Annotated in this window: 28 protein-coding genes and 2 pseudogenes; 2 read left to right on the top strand and 28 right to left on the bottom strand. The window is 44.6% G+C overall.

Annotation, left to right across the window (positions count from 1 at the left end; translation table 11 throughout):
* Positions 1-18: 18 nt before the first annotated feature.
* The 27 genes and pseudogenes from DRZ93_RS11560 to rpsJ all read right to left on the bottom strand — a co-directional run bounded on the left by DRZ93_RS11560 (position 19) and on the right by rpsJ (position 13,845).
* Positions 19-1,011: a DNA-directed RNA polymerase subunit alpha gene (locus tag DRZ93_RS11560; protein ID WP_245933819.1), complete on the bottom strand. Its 993-nt coding sequence runs from the start codon at positions 1,009-1,011 to the stop codon at positions 19-21.
* A gap of 42 nt (positions 1,012-1,053) precedes the next feature.
* On the bottom strand, positions 1,054-1,677 hold the full coding sequence (gene rpsD / locus DRZ93_RS11565; protein WP_113743486.1) for a 30S ribosomal protein S4: 624 nt from the start codon (positions 1,675-1,677) through the stop codon (positions 1,054-1,056).
* A gap of 31 nt (positions 1,678-1,708) precedes the next feature.
* Positions 1,709-2,080: pseudogene (gene rpsK, locus DRZ93_RS11570) on the bottom strand (30S ribosomal protein S11); the annotation flags it as partial.
* A 130-nt stretch (positions 2,081-2,210) separates the two neighbouring features.
* Positions 2,211-2,567 (bottom strand): 30S ribosomal protein S13, encoded by a 357-nt coding sequence (gene rpsM / locus DRZ93_RS11575; protein WP_113743484.1) that lies wholly within the window; start codon positions 2,565-2,567, stop codon positions 2,211-2,213.
* Positions 2,568-2,817: 250 nt separating this feature from the next.
* A complete protein-coding gene (gene rpmJ / locus DRZ93_RS11580; protein WP_027940176.1) occupies positions 2,818-2,931 on the bottom strand; it encodes a 50S ribosomal protein L36 in 114 nt (37 codons plus the stop codon).
* Between the two features lie 27 nt (positions 2,932-2,958).
* On the bottom strand, positions 2,959-4,308 hold the full coding sequence (secY, locus tag DRZ93_RS11585) for a preprotein translocase subunit SecY (RefSeq protein ID WP_113743483.1): 1,350 nt from the start codon (positions 4,306-4,308) through the stop codon (positions 2,959-2,961).
* A 226-nt stretch (positions 4,309-4,534) separates the two neighbouring features.
* A pseudogene (gene rplO / locus DRZ93_RS11590) lies at positions 4,535-4,969 on the bottom strand (50S ribosomal protein L15); the annotation flags it as partial.
* 4 nt (positions 4,970-4,973) lie between these two features.
* The gene (rpmD, locus tag DRZ93_RS11595; RefSeq protein ID WP_113743481.1) at positions 4,974-5,159 is read right to left on the bottom strand and encodes a 50S ribosomal protein L30; all 186 of its coding nucleotides are present in this window, start codon (positions 5,157-5,159) and stop codon (positions 4,974-4,976) included.
* Between the two features lie 3 nt (positions 5,160-5,162).
* Positions 5,163-5,669 (bottom strand): 30S ribosomal protein S5, encoded by a 507-nt coding sequence (rpsE, locus tag DRZ93_RS11600; protein ID WP_113743480.1) that lies wholly within the window; start codon positions 5,667-5,669, stop codon positions 5,163-5,165.
* Between the two features lie 12 nt (positions 5,670-5,681).
* Positions 5,682-6,035: a 50S ribosomal protein L18 gene (gene rplR, locus DRZ93_RS11605; protein ID WP_113743479.1), complete on the bottom strand. Its 354-nt coding sequence runs from the start codon at positions 6,033-6,035 to the stop codon at positions 5,682-5,684.
* A gap of 18 nt (positions 6,036-6,053) precedes the next feature.
* Complete coding sequence (gene rplF / locus DRZ93_RS11610; protein WP_113743478.1) at positions 6,054-6,587, bottom strand: 50S ribosomal protein L6; 534 nt, start codon at positions 6,585-6,587, stop codon at positions 6,054-6,056.
* 9 nt (positions 6,588-6,596) lie between these two features.
* Positions 6,597-6,989, bottom strand: a complete 393-nt coding sequence (gene rpsH, locus DRZ93_RS11615; protein ID WP_113743477.1) for a 30S ribosomal protein S8 — start codon at positions 6,987-6,989, stop codon at positions 6,597-6,599.
* Between the two features lie 14 nt (positions 6,990-7,003).
* On the bottom strand, positions 7,004-7,309 hold the full coding sequence (gene rpsN / locus DRZ93_RS11620; RefSeq protein WP_113743476.1) for a 30S ribosomal protein S14: 306 nt from the start codon (positions 7,307-7,309) through the stop codon (positions 7,004-7,006).
* A gap of 15 nt (positions 7,310-7,324) precedes the next feature.
* A complete protein-coding gene (gene rplE / locus DRZ93_RS11625; protein WP_113743475.1) occupies positions 7,325-7,876 on the bottom strand; it encodes a 50S ribosomal protein L5 in 552 nt (183 codons plus the stop codon).
* A 26-nt stretch (positions 7,877-7,902) separates the two neighbouring features.
* A complete protein-coding gene (gene rplX / locus DRZ93_RS11630; protein WP_113743474.1) occupies positions 7,903-8,232 on the bottom strand; it encodes a 50S ribosomal protein L24 in 330 nt (109 codons plus the stop codon).
* An 18-nt stretch (positions 8,233-8,250) separates the two neighbouring features.
* On the bottom strand, positions 8,251-8,619 hold the full coding sequence (gene rplN, locus DRZ93_RS11635) for a 50S ribosomal protein L14 (RefSeq protein WP_113743473.1): 369 nt from the start codon (positions 8,617-8,619) through the stop codon (positions 8,251-8,253).
* A gap of 139 nt (positions 8,620-8,758) precedes the next feature.
* The gene (gene rpsQ / locus DRZ93_RS11640) at positions 8,759-9,025 is read right to left on the bottom strand and encodes a 30S ribosomal protein S17 (protein ID WP_113743472.1); all 267 of its coding nucleotides are present in this window, start codon (positions 9,023-9,025) and stop codon (positions 8,759-8,761) included.
* A gap of 11 nt (positions 9,026-9,036) precedes the next feature.
* Positions 9,037-9,237 (bottom strand): 50S ribosomal protein L29, encoded by a 201-nt coding sequence (gene rpmC, locus DRZ93_RS11645; protein WP_113743471.1) that lies wholly within the window; start codon positions 9,235-9,237, stop codon positions 9,037-9,039.
* Positions 9,237-9,650: a 50S ribosomal protein L16 gene (gene rplP, locus DRZ93_RS11650; protein ID WP_113743470.1), complete on the bottom strand. Its 414-nt coding sequence runs from the start codon at positions 9,648-9,650 to the stop codon at positions 9,237-9,239. The genes rpmC and rplP overlap by 1 nt, the downstream gene beginning before the upstream one ends.
* A gap of 14 nt (positions 9,651-9,664) precedes the next feature.
* On the bottom strand, positions 9,665-10,474 hold the full coding sequence (rpsC, locus tag DRZ93_RS11655; protein WP_113743469.1) for a 30S ribosomal protein S3: 810 nt from the start codon (positions 10,472-10,474) through the stop codon (positions 9,665-9,667).
* A 12-nt stretch (positions 10,475-10,486) separates the two neighbouring features.
* Positions 10,487-10,819 carry a 50S ribosomal protein L22 gene (gene rplV, locus DRZ93_RS11660; RefSeq protein WP_113743468.1) on the bottom strand — a complete coding sequence of 111 codons (333 nt, stop codon included), beginning with the start codon at positions 10,817-10,819 and terminating at the stop codon, positions 10,487-10,489.
* A 9-nt stretch (positions 10,820-10,828) separates the two neighbouring features.
* Entirely contained in the window at positions 10,829-11,104 is a 276-nt protein-coding gene (gene rpsS / locus DRZ93_RS11665; RefSeq protein ID WP_113743467.1) for a 30S ribosomal protein S19, read from the bottom strand.
* Positions 11,105-11,122: 18 nt separating this feature from the next.
* On the bottom strand, positions 11,123-11,938 hold the full coding sequence (gene rplB, locus DRZ93_RS11670; protein WP_113743466.1) for a 50S ribosomal protein L2: 816 nt from the start codon (positions 11,936-11,938) through the stop codon (positions 11,123-11,125).
* Entirely contained in the window at positions 11,938-12,252 is a 315-nt protein-coding gene (gene rplW, locus DRZ93_RS11675) for a 50S ribosomal protein L23 (RefSeq protein WP_113743465.1), read from the bottom strand. The genes rplB and rplW overlap by 1 nt, the downstream gene beginning before the upstream one ends.
* Positions 12,249-12,860 (bottom strand): 50S ribosomal protein L4, encoded by a 612-nt coding sequence (gene rplD, locus DRZ93_RS11680; RefSeq protein ID WP_113743464.1) that lies wholly within the window; start codon positions 12,858-12,860, stop codon positions 12,249-12,251. Before rplD ends, rplW begins: the two co-directional genes overlap by 4 nt.
* A gap of 16 nt (positions 12,861-12,876) precedes the next feature.
* Positions 12,877-13,515, bottom strand: coding sequence for a 50S ribosomal protein L3 (gene rplC / locus DRZ93_RS11685; RefSeq protein WP_113743463.1), 639 nt, complete (start codon positions 13,513-13,515; stop codon positions 12,877-12,879).
* Between the two features lie 18 nt (positions 13,516-13,533).
* Positions 13,534-13,845: a 30S ribosomal protein S10 gene (rpsJ, locus tag DRZ93_RS11690; protein ID WP_021890106.1), complete on the bottom strand. Its 312-nt coding sequence runs from the start codon at positions 13,843-13,845 to the stop codon at positions 13,534-13,536.
* Between the two features lie 633 nt (positions 13,846-14,478).
* Between rpsJ and DRZ93_RS11695 the strand changes: the two genes are divergently transcribed.
* Entirely contained in the window at positions 14,479-15,090 is a 612-nt protein-coding gene (locus tag DRZ93_RS11695) for an epoxyqueuosine reductase QueH (RefSeq protein ID WP_245933804.1), read from the top strand.
* Positions 15,091-15,141: 51 nt separating this feature from the next.
* Here the strand turns inward: DRZ93_RS11695 and pyrE are convergent, their stop codons facing one another.
* On the bottom strand, positions 15,142-15,783 hold the full coding sequence (pyrE, locus tag DRZ93_RS11700; RefSeq protein WP_113746655.1) for an orotate phosphoribosyltransferase: 642 nt from the start codon (positions 15,781-15,783) through the stop codon (positions 15,142-15,144).
* 235 nt (positions 15,784-16,018) lie between these two features.
* Here pyrE and DRZ93_RS11705 point away from each other — a divergent pair, with 235 nt between their 5' ends.
* Positions 16,019-18,535 (top strand): ribonucleoside-diphosphate reductase subunit alpha, encoded by a 2,517-nt coding sequence (locus DRZ93_RS11705; protein WP_113743460.1) that lies wholly within the window; start codon positions 16,019-16,021, stop codon positions 18,533-18,535.

The following is an 18,535-nucleotide window of genomic DNA, read 5'->3' on the forward strand; positions in this document are numbered from 1 at the left end:
CCTTCCTGTAAACGGTTATTATCTTGGTTGACGTAAAGTTGGTGGCGGCCAGTTGGCAAGACGCATACCTAGGGATAAACCCCTCTGAGCAAGAACGTCTTTAATTTCAGTTAAAGACTTCTTACCAAGGTTAGGTGTCTTGAGCAGCTCCACCTCAGTACGTTGAACCAAATCGCCGATGTAGTATATTTGCTCTGCCTTAAGGCAGTTTGCTGAGCGAACAGTAAGCTCGAGATCTTCAACTGACAGCATAAGTACTGGATCAGGAAGCGGAGGAGCACTTGGAGCAACAGCTCTTTCAGTAACGTCCTCTTTATCAACCAGATTAACCAGATGTCCTGTAATTAACTCAGAACCCTGCATAAGTGCCTGATCAGGAGTTATAGCACCGTTGGTCTCGATTTCGATAACCAGACGGTCAAGATCTGTTCTTTGCTCAACACGAGCGGATTCCACTTCGTATACAAATCTGCGAATTGGGCAGAATGCAGCATCAATTAGAATTTCTCTTTCATCCTTTGGTGGGATGTGTTCTTCTGATGATGCTAATACATATCCACGTCCAAATACGACGCGAAGTTTCATCGACAACGAAGCCTTGGCACCTTTTAAGGTGCAGATAGTAGCGTCTGGATTTACAGCTTTGATATAAGCCGGACCATCAATATCAGATACCTTGACAGCACCCTCACCCTGCTTGTAAATGCTCAGCCATACAGGACCTGTATAAGGCTGATCAGAAGTAAAGGCAAGAGTCTTAAGGTTCATAACAACTTCAATAATTGACTCTTGAAGGTCTTCCTTAACGCTATAAATATCAGCAACTCCATCCATCTGGAATGCATCAACTGCATAACCAGAAAGGGTCTTTAGTAAAATACCGCTTAATGCAACGCCTATGGTATTACCAAAACCGCGCTCTAATGGCTCAAGCACAACACGTGCATGATTAGGACCCAGATCGGTAAAACCTACAGCCTTTGGCTTTAGCAGTTCACAAATTGACACTATTGATACCCCACTTAAATAATGGTGCTGGCATGGTTGCCGTTATTACTTAGAGTACAACTCGACGATGAGCTGTTCCTTGATATCAGCAGGAAGCTCAGCGCGCTCAGGCTTACTCTTGAATGTACCCTTCATAGCGTTATGATCAACATCAATCCATGTAGGTTTCAGTGCACGCTGGCCTGAGAGGTCGATTGCTGCCTTAATACGTAACTGCTTCTTGGCTTTCTCGCGAACAGCAATAACGTCTGAAGGCTGTACCTGGTAGGATGGAATGTTTACTACACGATCATTTACAGTAATAGCTTTATGACTTACCAGCTGACGGGACTCCATGCGGGTAGAACCAAAACCCATACGATAAACTACGTTATCAAGACGGGCCTCAAGTAACTGCAGGAGGTTCTCACCAGTATTGCCTGGCATATTAGAAGCTTTAATGTAATAGTTACGGAACTGACGCTCGAGAACACCGTAAATACGACGTACTTTCTGTTTCTCACGTAACTGCATGCCGTAGTCTGAAAGGCGGGCTTTGTTAGCGCCGTGCTGACCTGGTGCAGTATCTAATTTGCACTTTGACTCAATTGCACGAACACCTGACTTTAAGAATAGGTCAACGCCTTCACGACGGCTTAATTTCAGGGCTGGGCCAGTGTATTTTGCCATTTATCTTTCTCCAGAAATCTTAGCTGTCAGGTTATACGCGACGCTTTTTAGGCGGACGACAACCGTTGTGTGGAATCGGAGTAACATCAGTGATGTTGGTAATCTTATATCCGATTGCATTTAATGCACGAATTGATGACTCGCGGCCAGGACCAGGTCCTTTAACTAAAACTTCAAGGTTCTTAACACCGTACTCTTTAGCAGCCTCACCTGCACGCTCAGCAGCAACCTGGGCAGCATAAGGAGTTGACTTACGTGAACCACGGAAGCCTGAACCACCGGCGGTAGCCCATGAAAGAGCATTACCCTGACGGTCAGAAATGGTTACGATGGTGTTGTTGAAAGATGCGTGGATGTGTGCTACACCGTCAGCAATCTGTTTCTTTGAACGCTTGCCGCCACGTGAACGTGGAGCAGATGCGGTCTTGGTTGCAGTAGCAGTTGTTGTTGCAGCAGGTGCTGGTGCTACTGGTGCAGGAGCTGCAGCTGGTGCAGTCTCTTTTGCAGTAATTTCTTCAGCCATTTATGCCTCCTTACTTCTTAATGCTCTTACGTGGTCCCTTACGGGTACGTGCATTAGTCTTAGTACGCTGGCCGCGAACTGGAAGTCCACGACGGTGACGTAAACCACGGTATGCACCAAGGTCCATGAGGCGCTTGATGTTCAAAGTTACTTCACGACGTAAGTCACCTTCTACAGTATATTTGGCAACTTCCTGACGAATCTTGTCGATTGTCTCCTCGTTCAGATCCTTGAACTTGGCAAATGGTTCAACCCCAGTAGCTGCGAGAATGTCGCGAGCGCGGGTAGGGCCGATGCCATAGATTGATTGCAGAGCAACCAGGGCGATCTTTTGATCAGGCACATTAATGCCAGCAATACGGGCCACTATTGATCTCCTAAAAAGGTCAGTTTAACATTTGGCTGTCGCAAAGCCCGTTAGGATACGCGACAACCCTCTAGTGCCATAAGGCAGCATCTAAAAAGTTTTTGATATAGATGCGAATTACCGATTATAACATTATTCTTGTAAAGATCAAGATCACAAATATAAAAAATTTTTTTATAAATATTTGTAATTTGTTAAGAGATGATAGACAGAAATGAGAAGGGGGACAAAGCCCCCCCCCTCTAAAGCATTAGCCTTGACGCTGCTTATGCTTTGGATTATCACATATGATGCGAACTACACCGTGACGACGTACCACTTTGCAGTTACGGCAGATCTTCTTAACTGAAGCACCTACTTTCATTTTCTTACTCCAATATTGTGCGTTGAATTAACGCCCATAATTCCTGAGGTTTGCTTTCTTCATTATATCACCATATTGCTGATTCATCATATGACTTTGCAGCTGTGCAACAAAATCCATAATTACTACAACGATAATCAGTAATGAAGTACCACCGAAGTAGAACTGAACATTAAACCAGTTCATCAGTAACTGAGGTACCAAGCAAACTAATACCATATAAATGGATCCGCTAAGAGTCAGACGAGTCATTACTTTATCAATGAAACGTGCAGTCTGCTCACCTGGACGGATACCAGGAATAAAAGCACCACTCTTCTTTAAATTATCTGCAACCTCACGTGGTGAAAATACCAGTGCTGTGTAGAAGAAAGTAAAGAATACTATAGCTGCTGCATACAATAACTCGTATAAAGGCTGTCCAGGCTGTAGGAACAGGGAAACCTCTTGTAAGAAATTAGCAACAGCATTATCACCTTGACCAAACCATGAAACCACGGTGCCTGGGAATAATATGATTGATGATGCGAAAATCGCAGGAATCACACCAGACATATTGATCTTCAGTGGCAATGTAGAGCGTGGCTGGGAATAAATACGGTTACCCATCTGACGCTTAGCATAATCAATAACGATTCTGCGCTGACCGCGCTCAATGAATACGACGAAGAAGGTTACCAGTACCACAACTACACCAATAATTAACAGTGCAATTGTTGAAAGATCACCTTGACGTGCCTGCTCGAATGTACTTGCAATGGCTGATGGGAGACCTGCTACGATACCTGCGAAGATGATAAGGGAAATTCCATTACCAATGCCTCTTTCGGTGATCTGCTCGCCTAACCACATCAGGAACATAGTTCCGGTGACAAGTGATATTGTTGTTACAAAGTAGAAACCAAAACCAGGGTTGTCTACTAAGCCAGGCATCATATTAGGAATACCTGTTGCAATACCAACTGCCTGCAGTGCTGCAAGGAATAGAGTAGATACACGAGTATACTGTGTGATCTTTCTTCTGCCTGACTCGCCTTCTTTTCTAAGCTCAGACAGTGTTGGGTTTATTACTGCCAGTAACTGAATAATAATGGACGCAGAGATGTATGGCATGATACCTAATGCCAGCACAGAGGCACGCTCAAGCGCTCCTCCTGAGAACATATTAAACATGCCAATAATGGTGCCGCTCTGTTCATCAAACAAACGCTGAAGCACATCTGCGTTAACGCCCGGAACAGGTATATATGAACCAATTCTGAACATTACCAATGCTAAAACAACAAAAAGCAGTCTCTGTCTTAATTCAGAAGAGCCGCTTTTTGACTGCATAGCAGCTGCTTCGCGACCTTTTTCTAAGAGCGATTTTCTAGCCATTCTAATCTCCGTAGAGCGTACTTAAAGTACGCCCTTGCGATTACTTCTTCTTGGCAGAAGCCTTCTTACCACCAGCTGCTAAGTCAGTCTTCTCAACTTTCTCTTTTCTAGCTGGTTTAACAATGCCAGTAGCTGCAAGCTTGTCCTGAAGCATCTTGTTCTTGTTAGCACGGCGCTGAGCTGAACGCTCACGACGGGCAGCTGCCTCAGTAACAAAATTAGCAACCTCAATGGTGCCACCCTGAGCTTCAATAGCAGCACGGGCTCCCTTAGTTACACCAAGACCCTTAACATCAATCTTGCGAGTGAAGTTAGGAACTGGTGACAGAACGATCTTGACATACTTAATCTTGCGAGAGATTAAACGTGCCTTAAGAAGGGCTGCCATATCAACCACATCACCATCAACCTTGTTCAGGTCGTTAAGTGATACCTCAGCGCTAACTGCAGCTTTTGGTGACCAGAAGCCAAACTTTGGAAGACGAATCTTCAAAGGCATCTGACCGCCTTCAAATCCTGGTCTTACATTTGGGCTCTTACGTGCACCAGAACCTTTAACACCGCGGCCGCAGGTCTTACCTAAACCTGAACCGATACCACGGCCTACGCGAACGCTGCGACGACGTGAGCCTTCTGCTGGCTTTAGAGAATCTAGACGCATATGATTACTCCTCAACCTTTATCATGTAGCTTACTTTGTTGATCATACCGCGGATTGAAGGAGTATCCTCCAGAACAACAGTATGACGAATGCGACGCAGACCTAAACCACGAATGGTGGCTACGTGATCTGGCTTACGGCCGATCACTGACTTAAGCTGCGTAACCTTAATGGTTTTCTTCTCAGCCATTTCTTACTCCATGATCTCATTTACTGAAAGACCACGCTTTGCAGCGACGCTTTCAGGAGTACGCATAGATGCTAATGCTTTAACAGTGGCGCGAACTACGTTGATTGGGTTAGTAGAACCATATGCCTTTGCTAAAACGTTACGTACACCAGCTACCTCGAGAACGGCACGCATAGCACCGCCGGCAATAATACCAGTACCTTCAGAGGCTGGCTGCATGTACACCATAGAGCCTGAATGCTCACCTTTAACGGCATGGAATAAGGTACCGTCATTTAATGTAATATTTGAATTTACATTACGACGAGCCTGCTCAATTGCCTTCTGTATAGCTGCTGGAACTTCACCAGCCTTGCCATAGCCATAACCTACGCGGCCATTGCCATCGCCAACAACAGTTAATGCGGTGAATGAGAAAATACGACCACCCTTAACTACCTTAGCTACACGGTTTACAGCAACTAACTTCTCCTGAAGCTCGCCTGCCTGGGATTCTTCTTTGTGTTGCATTTGCCTACACTCCTAGAACTTAAGACCAGCTTCACGAGCGGCGTCAGCTAAAGCAGCAACACGGCCGTGATACTTGTAACCTGAACGATCAAAAGCTACTGTGTCAACATTAGCAGCTAATGCACGCTTGGCAATCTCGGCGCCGATTACTTTAGCAGCCTCTACGTTGCCGGTTGTCTTTAGGTCTTTAACCAGATCCTTCTCTAAGGTAGAAGCAGCTGCTAAAACGTGGCTGTCCTTATTGATAATCTGGGCATAAATATGACGAGGAGTACGGGTAACGACAAGGCGTGTGACTCCCAATTCATGCATCTTAGAACGTGCCTTAGTAGCACGACGGATGCGAGATTGTTTCTTATCAAACATGGTATGTTACCCCAATCCTTATTTCTTCTTAGCTTCTTTGATGCGAACAACTTCATCAGAGTAGCGGATACCCTTGCCCTTGTATGGCTCAGGCTCACGATATGAACGAATATCGGCAGCTACCTGACCTAAAAGTGCCTTGTCAAAGCCCTTAAGAATGATCTCAGTCTGAGATGGTGTCTCACAAGTAATACCCTCTGGAAGAGCGTGCTCTACTGGGTGTGAGAAGCCTAGAGCTAATGACAGAACATTTCCCTTAGCCTGTGCACGGAAACCCACGCCGACTAACTGAAGTTTCTTCTCAAAGCCCTTATCAAGGCCAACTACCATGTTATGCATTAAGGCACGGGTAGTACCAGCCTGCATGTTTGACTCTTTGGTCTCACCAACCTGCTCAACGGTTAATGCATTGTCAGCAAAGTTAACCTTTACAGATGGGTGTACGTTTAAAGTCATCTGTCCTTTCTTGGACTTAATTGTTAATTTCTGGCCGTCGATGGAGACCTCGACGCCTTGAGGAACGATAACAGGTTCCTTAGCAATACGTGACATGTCCCCTCCTTATGCGACGTAGCAGATAACTTCGCCGCCTAAACCGTCCTTACGGGCGGCACGGTCGGTCATTAGGCCTTTTGATGTAGAAACAACAGCAATGCCTAAACCATTCATAATACGTGGAAGGTCACGGCACTTCTTGTAAATACGGAGGCCTGGACGAGAAACGCGCTGAATTAATTCGATTACAGGTTTGCCCTCGTAATACTTCAGTTCGATCTCTAAAACCTTCTTAACATCGCCGGTTACTTCAAAACCAGCTATATAACCTTCTTTTAATAACAGGTTAACCAGTGCAACCTTCTGCTTTGAAGAAGGCATTGATACCGTAACTTTGCCTGAAGCCTGGCCGTTACGGACGCGAGTTAACAAATCCGCAATCGGATCTTGCATGCTCATATGTATCTCCCCTCTTACCAGCTGGCCTTGCGTAGACCTGGAATTTCACCACGCATCATGTGCTCACGTAACTTAATACGGCACAGACCAAACTTGCGTAGGTAACCATGTGGACGACCAGTCTCAGAACAACGATTGCGACGACGTGATGGACTTGAGTCGCGTGGCAGTGCAGCTAAAGCCTGCACAGCAGCCCAACGGTCTTCATCGGAGGCTGATACACTTGAAATAGTTTTTTTGAGCTCCATGCGCTTTGCATAGTACTTTTCGCAAAGACGCTCTCTCTTGAGCTCACGGTTCTTCATAGAAGTCTTAGCCATTTAGGTTCGTCCTCGTTACTTAGCCTGAGAATTGCGGAACGGGAAGTTAAAGGCCTCTAAAAGGGCACGGCCCTCTTCGTCGGTCTTTGCCGTTGTAGTGATTGTTATGTCCAGGCCGCGAATTGCGTCAACCTTGTCATAGTCAATCTCAGGGAAAATGATCTGCTCACGTACACCCATTGAGTAGTTACCACGACCGTCAAATGACTTTGCATTCAGACCACGGAAGTCGCGGATACGTGGAATTGAGATCACAATTAAGCGCTCGAGGAATTCCCACATACGCTCGCCACGTAAGGTTACTTTGCATCCAATTGGATAACCTTCACGGATTTTGAAGCCCGCTACAGACTTGCGAACCTTGGTGATTAGTGGCTTCTGGCCAGAAATTGCGGCCATGTCACGTGCAGCGTTCTCTAGAACTTTCTTGTCTGCAATTGCCTCACCAACACCCATATTAAGGGTTATTTTCACAATCCGAGGGACTTGCATGACTGTCTTGTAACCAAATTTTTCTGTTAAGGCTTTGATTACTTCCTGCTTGTATATATCATGCAGTTTCGCCATCGTTTATCTCCTGATAAAAACTGCTATTACTTAGCCTGAGAAGGAACTGTTTCGTTGTTTGACTTGAAGAAACGAACTTTCTTGCCGTCTTCGAAGCGGAAACCAACTTTATCAGCTTTCTTTGTGGCTGGATTATAAATCGCAACATTAGAGACATCAATTTTTGCCTCTTTGTCAACGATACCACCCTGAATGTTTAAATTAGGGTTTGCTTTCTGGTGTTTCTTGTGGATATTGATACCCTCAACAATCACCTTGTGCTCACTAGGAAAAACCTGGGTAACTTTACCAACGCGACCCTTGTCTTTACCTGTGATGACGATAACTTCGTCATTGCGGCGGATTTTCGCTGCCATGTTAATACCCCTTTAAATTTAGAGTACTTCTGGAGCTAATGACACAATCTTCATGAACTGCTCGGAACGAAGTTCACGAGTAACAGGTCCGAAGATACGGGTGCCAATAGGCTCGTGCTGCGAATTCAGAAGAACTGCAGCGTTGCTATCAAAGCGAATGACTGAACCGTCTGGACGACGTACACCTTTCTTAGTACGTACTACAACGGCTGCAACCACATCGCCCTTCTTGACTTTGCCACGAGGAATTGCTTCTTTGACAGACACTTTAATGATGTCGCCAATTGCTGCATAACGACGGTGAGATCCACCAAGGACCTTAATGCACATTACGCTGCGAGCACCTGAGTTGTCGGCAACGTCAAGCATGCTTTGCATCTGGATCATTTACATGCTCCGTTTAAATAAAATTAAACTCCCAAACCCACTATGAATTCGGAAGGGCGCTAAATAATAACAAATATAAAGCCAGTTCGCAAGTCTTTTAAGGAAAAACGAACTGACTTTTTAATTTGTAGTTTACTGATTAGACCTTCTGGGCCTTCTCAACAACCTGAACGAGTGTCCATGCAATTGTCTTTGAAACTGGACGGCACTCTTTGATCTCTACAAGATCACCAGTCTGTGCTACGTTCTCACGGTCTTGTACGTGGAACTTGGTTGTACGCTTTAAGATCTTACCATAAATAGGATGCTTAATGCGTCTTTCAACGGCAACAACACAGGCCTTCTGCATCTTGTCACTAACAACGCGACCGCGTAGGGTGCGTGCAACTTTAGTAGTTTCAGTCATTTTGCACTCCATTACTCAGCGCTTGCGCGTAGTTTCTCTGATAGAACAGTGTTGACACGTGCGATATCGCGACGTACCTTTCTTAAGTTATCAGTCTGTGACAGCTGACCTGTCTTTAACTGGAAACGTAAGTTGAACTGCTCACGATGAAGACCTGAAAGCTCGTTCTTCAGTTCTTCAACAGACTTGTTGCGTAACTCAGTAGCTTTCATTAGATCACCGCCTTGCGAACAAATGTTGTGGTTACTGAGAGCTTAGCAGCAGCAAGACGGAAAGCCTCACGAGCTACTGACTCTGGAATACCACTTAGTTCAAACAGAACCTTACCTGGCTGAATTGGACATACCCAATATTCAACGGCACCCTTACCTTTACCCATACGAACGCCAAGGGCCTTCTGAGTAATTGGCTTATCTGGAAATACGCGGATCCAAACTTTACCAACACGCTTCATCTCACGAGTGAAAGCACGACGTGCAGCCTCGATCTCACGAGCGGTAATCTGACCACGTGAAGTTGCCTTAAGGCCGAACTCGCCAAAAGATACCTCATTTCCAGTGTATGCTAAACCTTCGTTACGACCTTTCTGGGTCTTACGGTATTTAGTACGTTTTGGTTGTAACATCTAATGCTCCTCCGTTACTCAGAAGCTTTGGCTTCTGCTGGGGCAGCGTCCTGAGCGGTCTTGCCGGAAGCTTTCTTATCGCCACCACGGCCACGACGTCCTGCACGAGCGCCATTGTCATCGCGACGACGCTTTCTGCCTGCAGGTGCTGCTGCATTATTACGCTCTTCGGTCTCTTCCTGAGTTAAAGGCAGATCGCCTAATACTTCACCCTTGAAGATCCATACCTTAACGCCGATAACACCATAGGTTGTATCAGCCTCTGACAGTGCATAATCGATATCAGCACGTAAAGTGTGGAGAGGTACACGACCCTCACGTAACCACTCTGAACGAGCAATTTCGGCACCGCCAAGACGACCTGAAACTTCAACCTTAATGCCCTTAGCACCAACGCGCATTGCATTCTGAATTGCTTTTTTCATTGCGCGGCGGAACATTACACGACGCTCTAACTGACTTGCGATAGAGTCAGCAACAAGCTTAGCATCAAGATCTGGCTTACGAACTTCAGAGATATTAACCTGAGCAGGAACACCGGCTATGTCAGAGATCTTCTTGCGCAGCTTCTCAACGTCTTCACCCTTCTTACCGATTACGATACCAGGACGAGCGGTGTGAATTGTTACACGAATGCTCTTAGCTGGTCTGTCGATAACAATCTTTGATACAGAAGCGTTCTTGAGTTCTTCAGTTAAGTATTTACGAACCTCAAAATCGCTCTTAATGTTGGCTGGGAAATTCGCAGTTGATGCGTACCAGACCGATGAATAAGGCTTAGTAATGCCAAGTCTTATTCCAATGGGATTAACTTTCTGACCCATTTTATACTCCTGTTAACGCTCAGCTACATATACGCTGATGTGGGAAGTACGCTTCACGATGCGGTCAGCACGGCCTTTTGCACGTGGCATGATACGCTTCATGGAAGGACCCTCATCAACCATAATACGTGATACAACCAGAGTCTCTACATCTAATGAGTAGTTGTTCTCAGCATTTGCAACTGCAGACTCCAGAACCTTGTAAATGATCTTAGCGGCCTTGCGTGGGCTGAACTTTAATAAGTTCAGAGCCTTATCAACAGGCATTCCGCGAACCTGATCTGCAACTAAACGAGCCTTTTGTGCAGAAGAGCGTGCATTGCGATATATTGCTTTTGCTTCCATTTGCTACTCCTACTTAGACTTCTTATCAGTGGCAGCGTGACCACGGAAAGTGCGGGTTGGTGCGAACTCGCCTAATTTGTGACCTACCATTTCATCAGATACGTACACTGGCACGTGCTGACGGCCGTTGTGAACGGCAATTGTCATACCAATCATGGAAGGTATAATCATTGAGCGGCGTGACCATGTCTTGATTGGCTTCTTGTCGCCATCAGCTAGCGCCTTCTCAACTTTCTTCAGTAAGTGCTCGTCAATAAACGGCCCTTTCTTCAGAGAACGTGGCATGTTATATCCTCAACTTAATTAACGGTGACGAACGATGTACTTCTCAGTACGCTTGTTCTTACGGGTCTTATAACCCTTACATGGAGTACCCCAAGGTGAACGTGGCTGAATGCCCTTGTTACGACCCTCACCACCACCGTGTGGGTGGTCGATTGGGTTCATTGACATACCACGAACTGTAGGACGTACACCGCGCCAGCGATTTGCACCAGCTTTACCTAATTGGCGAAGCATGTGCTCACTGTTGCCAATTTCACCGACAGTTGCACGGCCATTTGCAAGAACGCGACGCATTTCACCTGATCTCATACGAAGGGTTACGTAATCACCCTCACGAGCAAGGATCTGACAGAATGCACCAGCTGAACGAGCAAACTTAGCACCAGCACCTGGCATCAGCTCTACAGCGTGAACAGAAGTACCAACAGGTATGTTACGCATTGGGAGGCAGTTACCTACCTTAATAGGAGCTGAGTCGCCTGACATGATTTTATCGCCTACTTTCAAGCCCTTTGGAGCAAGAATGTAACGACGCTCACCATCAGTGTAAAGTACTAAGGCGATGTGGGCTGAACGGTTTGGATCATACTCTAAACGTTCAACACGTGCCTCAATACCATCCTTCTGACGCTTGAAGTCAATTAAACGATAACGTTGCTTGTGACCACCACCGATGTGACGGGTAGAAATATGACCATAGTTGTCACGACCACCAGTCTTACGCTTCTCAACTACGAGAGGAGCAAACGGTGCGCCCTTCCATAAATCAGGATTCTTGATCTGAATTACGTGACGACGACCTGCGGAGGTTGGCTTTGCTTTAATAATAGCCATTAGTTAGTCTCCTTCTCAGCTGTTGCCATATCATCTAGATTCTGGCCAGCAGCTAAAGTGACATATGCCTTCTTCCAGTTAGAACGACGACCAATACCGCGGTTAGTACGACGTGCCTTACCCTGTACATTGAGGGTACGAACTGCGTCTACCTTAACGCCAAGAATTGTCTCAACAGCAACTTTGATTTCTTTCTTAGTTGCATTTGGAAGTACTTTAAATACGATAGTATTTGTATTCTCGCGAACTAGAGTTGACTTCTCAGATACAACTGGTGCGCGAAGGATATTCATTAAACGAGCTTCCTGCATCATTTAAGCATCTCCTCTACTTTCTTAACAGCACCCTGTGTCATTAAAACTTTCTCAAAGCCAACAAGATTTACTGGATTGAACAGAGTTGTACCAGGCTGGCAAACTTCAACCTTGTACAGGTTGCGTGCAGCTAAGAACAGATTCTCATCGAAGTTCTCAGTTACAATTAGTACCTTCTTAAGATCAAGTTCCTTAAGCTTGGCAACTAATGATTTAGTCTTGTGATCTTCGAGCTTTAACTCGTCTACTACAACCAGACGGTCCTGACGAACAAGCTCTGATAAAATGCTGCGCATTGCAACGCGATACATCTTACGGTTAACTTTCTGAGACCAATCCTGTGGCTTGGCTGCGAAAATAGTACCACCAGCACGCCATAATGGTGAACGTGATGAACCTGCACGTGCGCGGCCTGTGCCCTTCTGACGGAAAGGTTTCTTACCACCGCCTGAGACTTCAGAACGGGTTTTCTGCGCTTTAGTTCCAGCGCGAGCTGTACTTAGGTAGGCAACAACTACCTGATGTACTAGCGCCTCATTGAACTCGCGACCGAAGGCATTCTCTGATACCTCTAGTCCCTTGTCAGCGCCAATCATCTTTAATTCCATGTTCCTTTACCTCGAGTTAAGCTTTAACGCTTGGTCTTACAATTACGTCGCCGTTATTGGCACCTGGAACGGCACCCTTGACGAGTAAAAGATTGCGCTCTGAGTCAATGCGAACAAGGTCTAAACACTGAACTGTGACTTTCTCACCGCCCATGCGACCAACCATCTTCTTGCCCTTGAATACGCGGCCTGGTGTCTGGTTCTGACCAGTTGAGCCAGGTACACGGTGAGAGCGTGAGTTACCGTGGGTAAAATCCTGGGTACGGAAGTTGTAGCGCTTAACAGTACCAGCAGTGCCCTTACCTTTTGACTGGCCAGTAACGTCAACTTTCTTAACGTCCTGGAAAGCATCTACTTTGATCTCTGAACCAACCTGATAAGCCTCAAGCTCAGCAGGCTCTAAGCGGAACTCCCATAAACCACGGCCAGCTTCTACGCTTGCCTTGGCAAAATGACCAATTTCAGCCTTGGTCATACGACTTGCTTTGCGTTCGCCAGTTGTTACCTGAATAGCATTGTAGCCATCAGTCTCAACGTTTTTAACCTGGGTTACGCGATTAGCCTCAACTTGGATTACGGTTACTGGAACAGACTTGCCGTCCTCATTGAACACGCGGGTCATTCCAAGCTTGCGGCCGATTAAACCGATTGACATTGTAAATTCCCCTATTTTTTAGCGAAGGCTAATCTGAACATCTACACCAGCTGCAAGATCAAGACGCATTAAAGCATCTACAGTCTTCTCAGTTGGTTCCACGATGTCTACTAAACGCTTATGTGTACGGATCTCGTACTGGTCACGAGCATCTTTGTTGACGTGTGGGGAGATAAGGATAGTGTAACGCTCCTTACGGGTTGGGAGCGGGATAGGACCACGTACCTGTGCGCCGGTGCGCTTTGCAGTCTCTACGATCTCAGCAGTTGAATGATCAATTAATCTGTGATCGTAAGCCTTGAGGCGGATCCTGATTCTTTGGTTCTGCATTACAGACTCCATATATAAAAAGAACATGTAAACACTCGCCTTCTTACCTAAACAATAAGAGGAAGTGTCATACCAACAATTACTCCCAAAATTAGGGAGAGTAACATCAGCCACATCTTAATGATGGAGGGCTGGTTCTGAGCGCGCATTTTCTTATTATGCGGTCAGATAAAACCCTTATATTTTATCTAAAAATGTGACAAATGCAAGCTTTTTTTTAAATTATGTAAATGCTTGATCTAAGCTGCTAATTTATAAGTTAAATTATTTTAAAAACCCCATATAAATGCCGTAAGCTTCAACAAATTATGCTGCAGACATATTGTGTAAAATTATGCGCTACAACATGCTTTACTTGTTAAACCTAAAGTGCCCCTTCTTATCTTCCGTATAGCTATGTTTTCTTGTTATCTTTTTTACTAGAGAGTCGTAACAAACCTATGTCATGTCTTTTACTTATATACAATGGTCTAATCTTTACCTTCAATATGCACATAAACCACTAATTTTTATCAATTTTTACTATTTATCAGTTTTTTATGTTTAAAATAACCGCGGTTTTAAATCTCCACACTATATTATATGTCAGTAATTATACGTAGACTGCCTCAATCCTTTGGCAACAGCCCCAAAATGGATTTACATCTTCCGGGCGATGCCAAAGAGGTTGTTATGCACTGCTGCTGCGCTCCATGCGCAGGAGCTGTTTTAGAATGCTTCAAAGCAAATGATATAAGTCCTGTTGTCTTTTTCTACAACCCAAACATTCATCCTTTAGATGAGTATGAAAAGCGTCGTGATGAACTTATTTCACTCAGTTCGCTTTTAAACTTTGAGGTTGTTGTGGGAGACTATGACACCAAGACCTGGTTTGAGAAGATTAAAGGACTTGAAAATGAACCAGAGCGCGGTGCCAGATGCACTGTATGCTTTACTCACCGTCTGACTGTAACTGCTCTTTTTGCCAAAGAGCGCGGAATCAATCTTTTCACCTCAACTCTTGCCACATCAAGATGGAAGAATAAAAAGCAGGTAGATCACTGTGGTCAGGAGGCGCAAAATGCCGTTGAGGGTTCAATCTACTGGGATCAGGACTGGCGTAAACAGGGTCTGGTCGGCAGACGCTATGAGCTTGTCAAAGAGTTTGATTTCTATAACCAGCAGTACTGCGGCTGCGTCTATTCACAGGAAGGAACACAGTACGTAAGAAATGTACTTGTAGACAACACCCCTCGTGATAAATAATATAAAGGCTCTCAGGTGAGAGCCCCTTCTATCTCTAACTATTTTTATAAGTTAAGCACCATATCTTTCTCTGTACTCATGCATATCATCTTTAAATACGCCAAGAGTCCCATCCTGCTCAATGTAGGTTAGTAGATCATCAAATGTAATAATTGACACAACATCAATACCTAATGAGCTCTTCACCTCATCAATGGCACTCTGCTCACCCTGCCCCTTTTCCTGTCTGTTAAGCGCAATTACGGCAGCCTTAAAGGTTGATCCTGTGCTCTTGATGATGTTGTATGACTCTCTTATGGCAGTACCTGCTGTAATTACATCATCAATCAGAACGACATTGCCACAGAGCTTGGCACCTACAAGATTGCCGCCTTCACCATGATCCTTGGCCTCTTTACGGTTAAAGCACCATGGCTTGTTGATATTGTGTTCTGATGAGAGTGCCATAGCCGTGGCACAGGCAAGTGGAATACCCTTATATGCAGGGCCAAAGAGCATATCATAATCAATATCAGCATTGATAAGAGCCTGTGCATAGCAGGATCCTAAAGTTGCCAGATCCTCACCAGTACAGAACAGTCCGGCATTGAAAAAATAAGGGGAAGTACGCCCTGACTTGAGCACAAAACTTCCAAACTTTAATACACCTTTTTCAAGAGAAAGATCTATGAACTTTTTTTGGTATTCCTGCATACAAACCTCAGCATGGTTTAAATAAATTTACCTCACAATTCTAGCAAATAATAACTGCTATTTATATAAGCTCCAAATATCAAGCAAAGTACGATAGAGGTAGTGTTTGATATAATTATTAATATTTATCTTATTGATTTTTCGATGTTTTTTAAATAGAAAATTATCTCAATATTAGTCGTTTATGCCACTTCATTTTGTTATAATGTGCCATCATTTTATATAGAGACTCGCAATGCAAATTATTAAACGTTCAGGAACTCAGGAAGAGTTCAATCCCCAAAAAATCGAAACCGCTATTTATAAATCATTTAAAAGTATAGGTGAAGAGGCCTCTGCTGAAAAACTGCAGGATATAGTTGCAGACATTACCAAGAAATTACAGAGCGCACCTATAAATACTGTTGAATCAATTCAGGACACTGTTGAAGAGGCATTGATGTCAAAAGGCTTCTTCTCTGCTGCCAAGAGTTTTATTATTTACAGACAAAAACGTTCTGAACTACGTACTTTGCGTATAGCTCTTGTCACCGCAACCGGTGATGTTACTCTTGGAAGTGTGCTTGAATCTATACAGCGTGATTTTACAGAAATTGAATACTCTCTGTCAGTATTAAGCTCAAAGTTTATTTCCCTGTCCAAGCCTTCATCTTCAGTCAATGAACAGCTCTCATCACTGATCAAGGCAGCAGTAGAATTGACAACACAGACAGCTCCTAAATTTGAAATGATTGCAGGCCGTCTGCTGTCACATAAATTCCATTTAAATCTTAAAGCACAGGAAGATAAATTAAATTTAAAAACCTTCTATGACAAAATTCTCTATCTGGTAAATGAAGGTCTGTACGGCGAATACATACTCAAGAGCTACAGCAAGGAAGATATAGTAAAGGCTCACAGCTTCATCCGTCCTGAGCGCGATCATCTGTTTACCTATGCAGGTTTAGATCTGCTGATAAAGCGCTATGTTATCTGCAATCATCAGCATGTACCGCTTGAGACACCGCAGGAGATGTTCCTTGGTATTGCCATGCACCTTGCCATGAACGAAAAGACCAACCGTCTATCATGGGTGCAGCGCTTTTACAATATGCTTTCAAAAATGGAAGTTACAATGGCAACACCAACTCTTGCCAATGCAAGAAAGCCATATCATCAGCTCTCATCATGCTTTATAGATACTGTGCCAGACAGCCTTACAGGCATTTACAGATCGCTAGATAACTTCGCTCAGGTCAGCAAGTTCGGCGGCGGTATGGGTCTGTATTTTGGAAAAGTCCGCGCCATGGGAAGTGCCATACGTGGCTTTGAAGGCGCGGCCGGAGGTATCATACGCTGGATCAAGCTTGTAAACGATACAGCCGTAGCTGTAGATCAGTTAGGTGTAAGACAGGGCGCTGTTGCTGTCTATCTTGATATGTGGCACAGAGATCTGCCAGAGTTTTTACAGCTTAGAACCAATAACGGCGATGACAGAATGAAGGCCCATGACATATTCCCTGCAATATGTGTCCCAGACTTCTTCTGGCGTCAGGTGCAGGATAATATTGATGGTACATGGTATCTGATGTGCCCTTATGAAATCCACAAGATCAAGGGCTATCACCTGGAGGATTTCTTTGGCCACGAGTTTGAAAGCCGCTATCTTGACTGTGTGCACGACAGCCGTATTGTCAAACGCCAGATTTTAATCAAGGATCTGGTACGTCTTATTCTTAAATCAGCTGTTGAGACAGGAACTCCTTTTATATTTAACCGAGATCTGGTGAATGCTGCCAATCCAAATTCACATGTTGGTAACATCTACTCATCCAATCTGTGTACTGAAATTGCCCAGAATATGTCATGCATTGAAACTATAGGCAAAGAAGTTGTAACAGAAGATGGCGTGGTTAAGGTTGTCACCACCGCAAAGCCTGGTGATTTTGTAGTATGTAATCTGGCCTCACTCGTTCTGGGCCGCATCAATGTAGATGATATTGAATATCTTGATAATATTGTCGAGACAGCTGTACGTGCGCTTGATAATGTTATTGATCTTAACTTCTATCCTACACCATATGCCAAGCTGACCAATCACAAATACAGAAGTATAGGTCTTGGAATTTCAGGCTATCATCATCTGCTTGCCAAACAGAATATCAAGTGGGAGAGCGATGAGCATCTGACCTATGTAGACAAGCTCTTTGAGCGCATCAACTTTGCTGCCATCAAGGCAAGCTCAGCTATAGCTGCAGAAAAAGGCGCTTACTCTGTCTTTGAAGGCTCTGACTGGCAGACAGGAAGCTACTTCACCAAGCGCAACTATTCATCACCTAAGTGGGTTGCACTTGCCAAATCTGTAGCTACTCAGGGTATGCGTAATGCCTATCTGCTGGCTGTAGCCCCTACCTCCTCAACCAGTATTATCGCAGGAACCACTGCAGGTATCGATCCTGTGATGAATAAGTATTTCCTTGAAGAGAAGAAGGGCTCTATGCTGCCACGTGTTGCTCCTGATCTGTCACAGAACACCTGGTGGCTGTACAAAAATGCACATAATATTGACCAGAGTTATTCAGTACGTGCCTGTGGTGTCCGTCAGAGACATATTGATCAGGCTCAGAGTATGAACCTGTATATAACTAATGACTATACTATGCGTCAGGTGTTAAACTTGTATCTTTTAGCATGGCAGAGCGGTGTCAAAACTATATACTACGTACGCTCCAAAGCACTTGAAGTTCAAGAATGTGAATCCTGTGCATCATAG

This window comes from Anaerobiospirillum thomasii (assembly GCF_900445255.1).
Taxonomy (GTDB): Bacteria; Pseudomonadota; Gammaproteobacteria; order Enterobacterales; family Succinivibrionaceae; genus Anaerobiospirillum_A; species Anaerobiospirillum_A thomasii.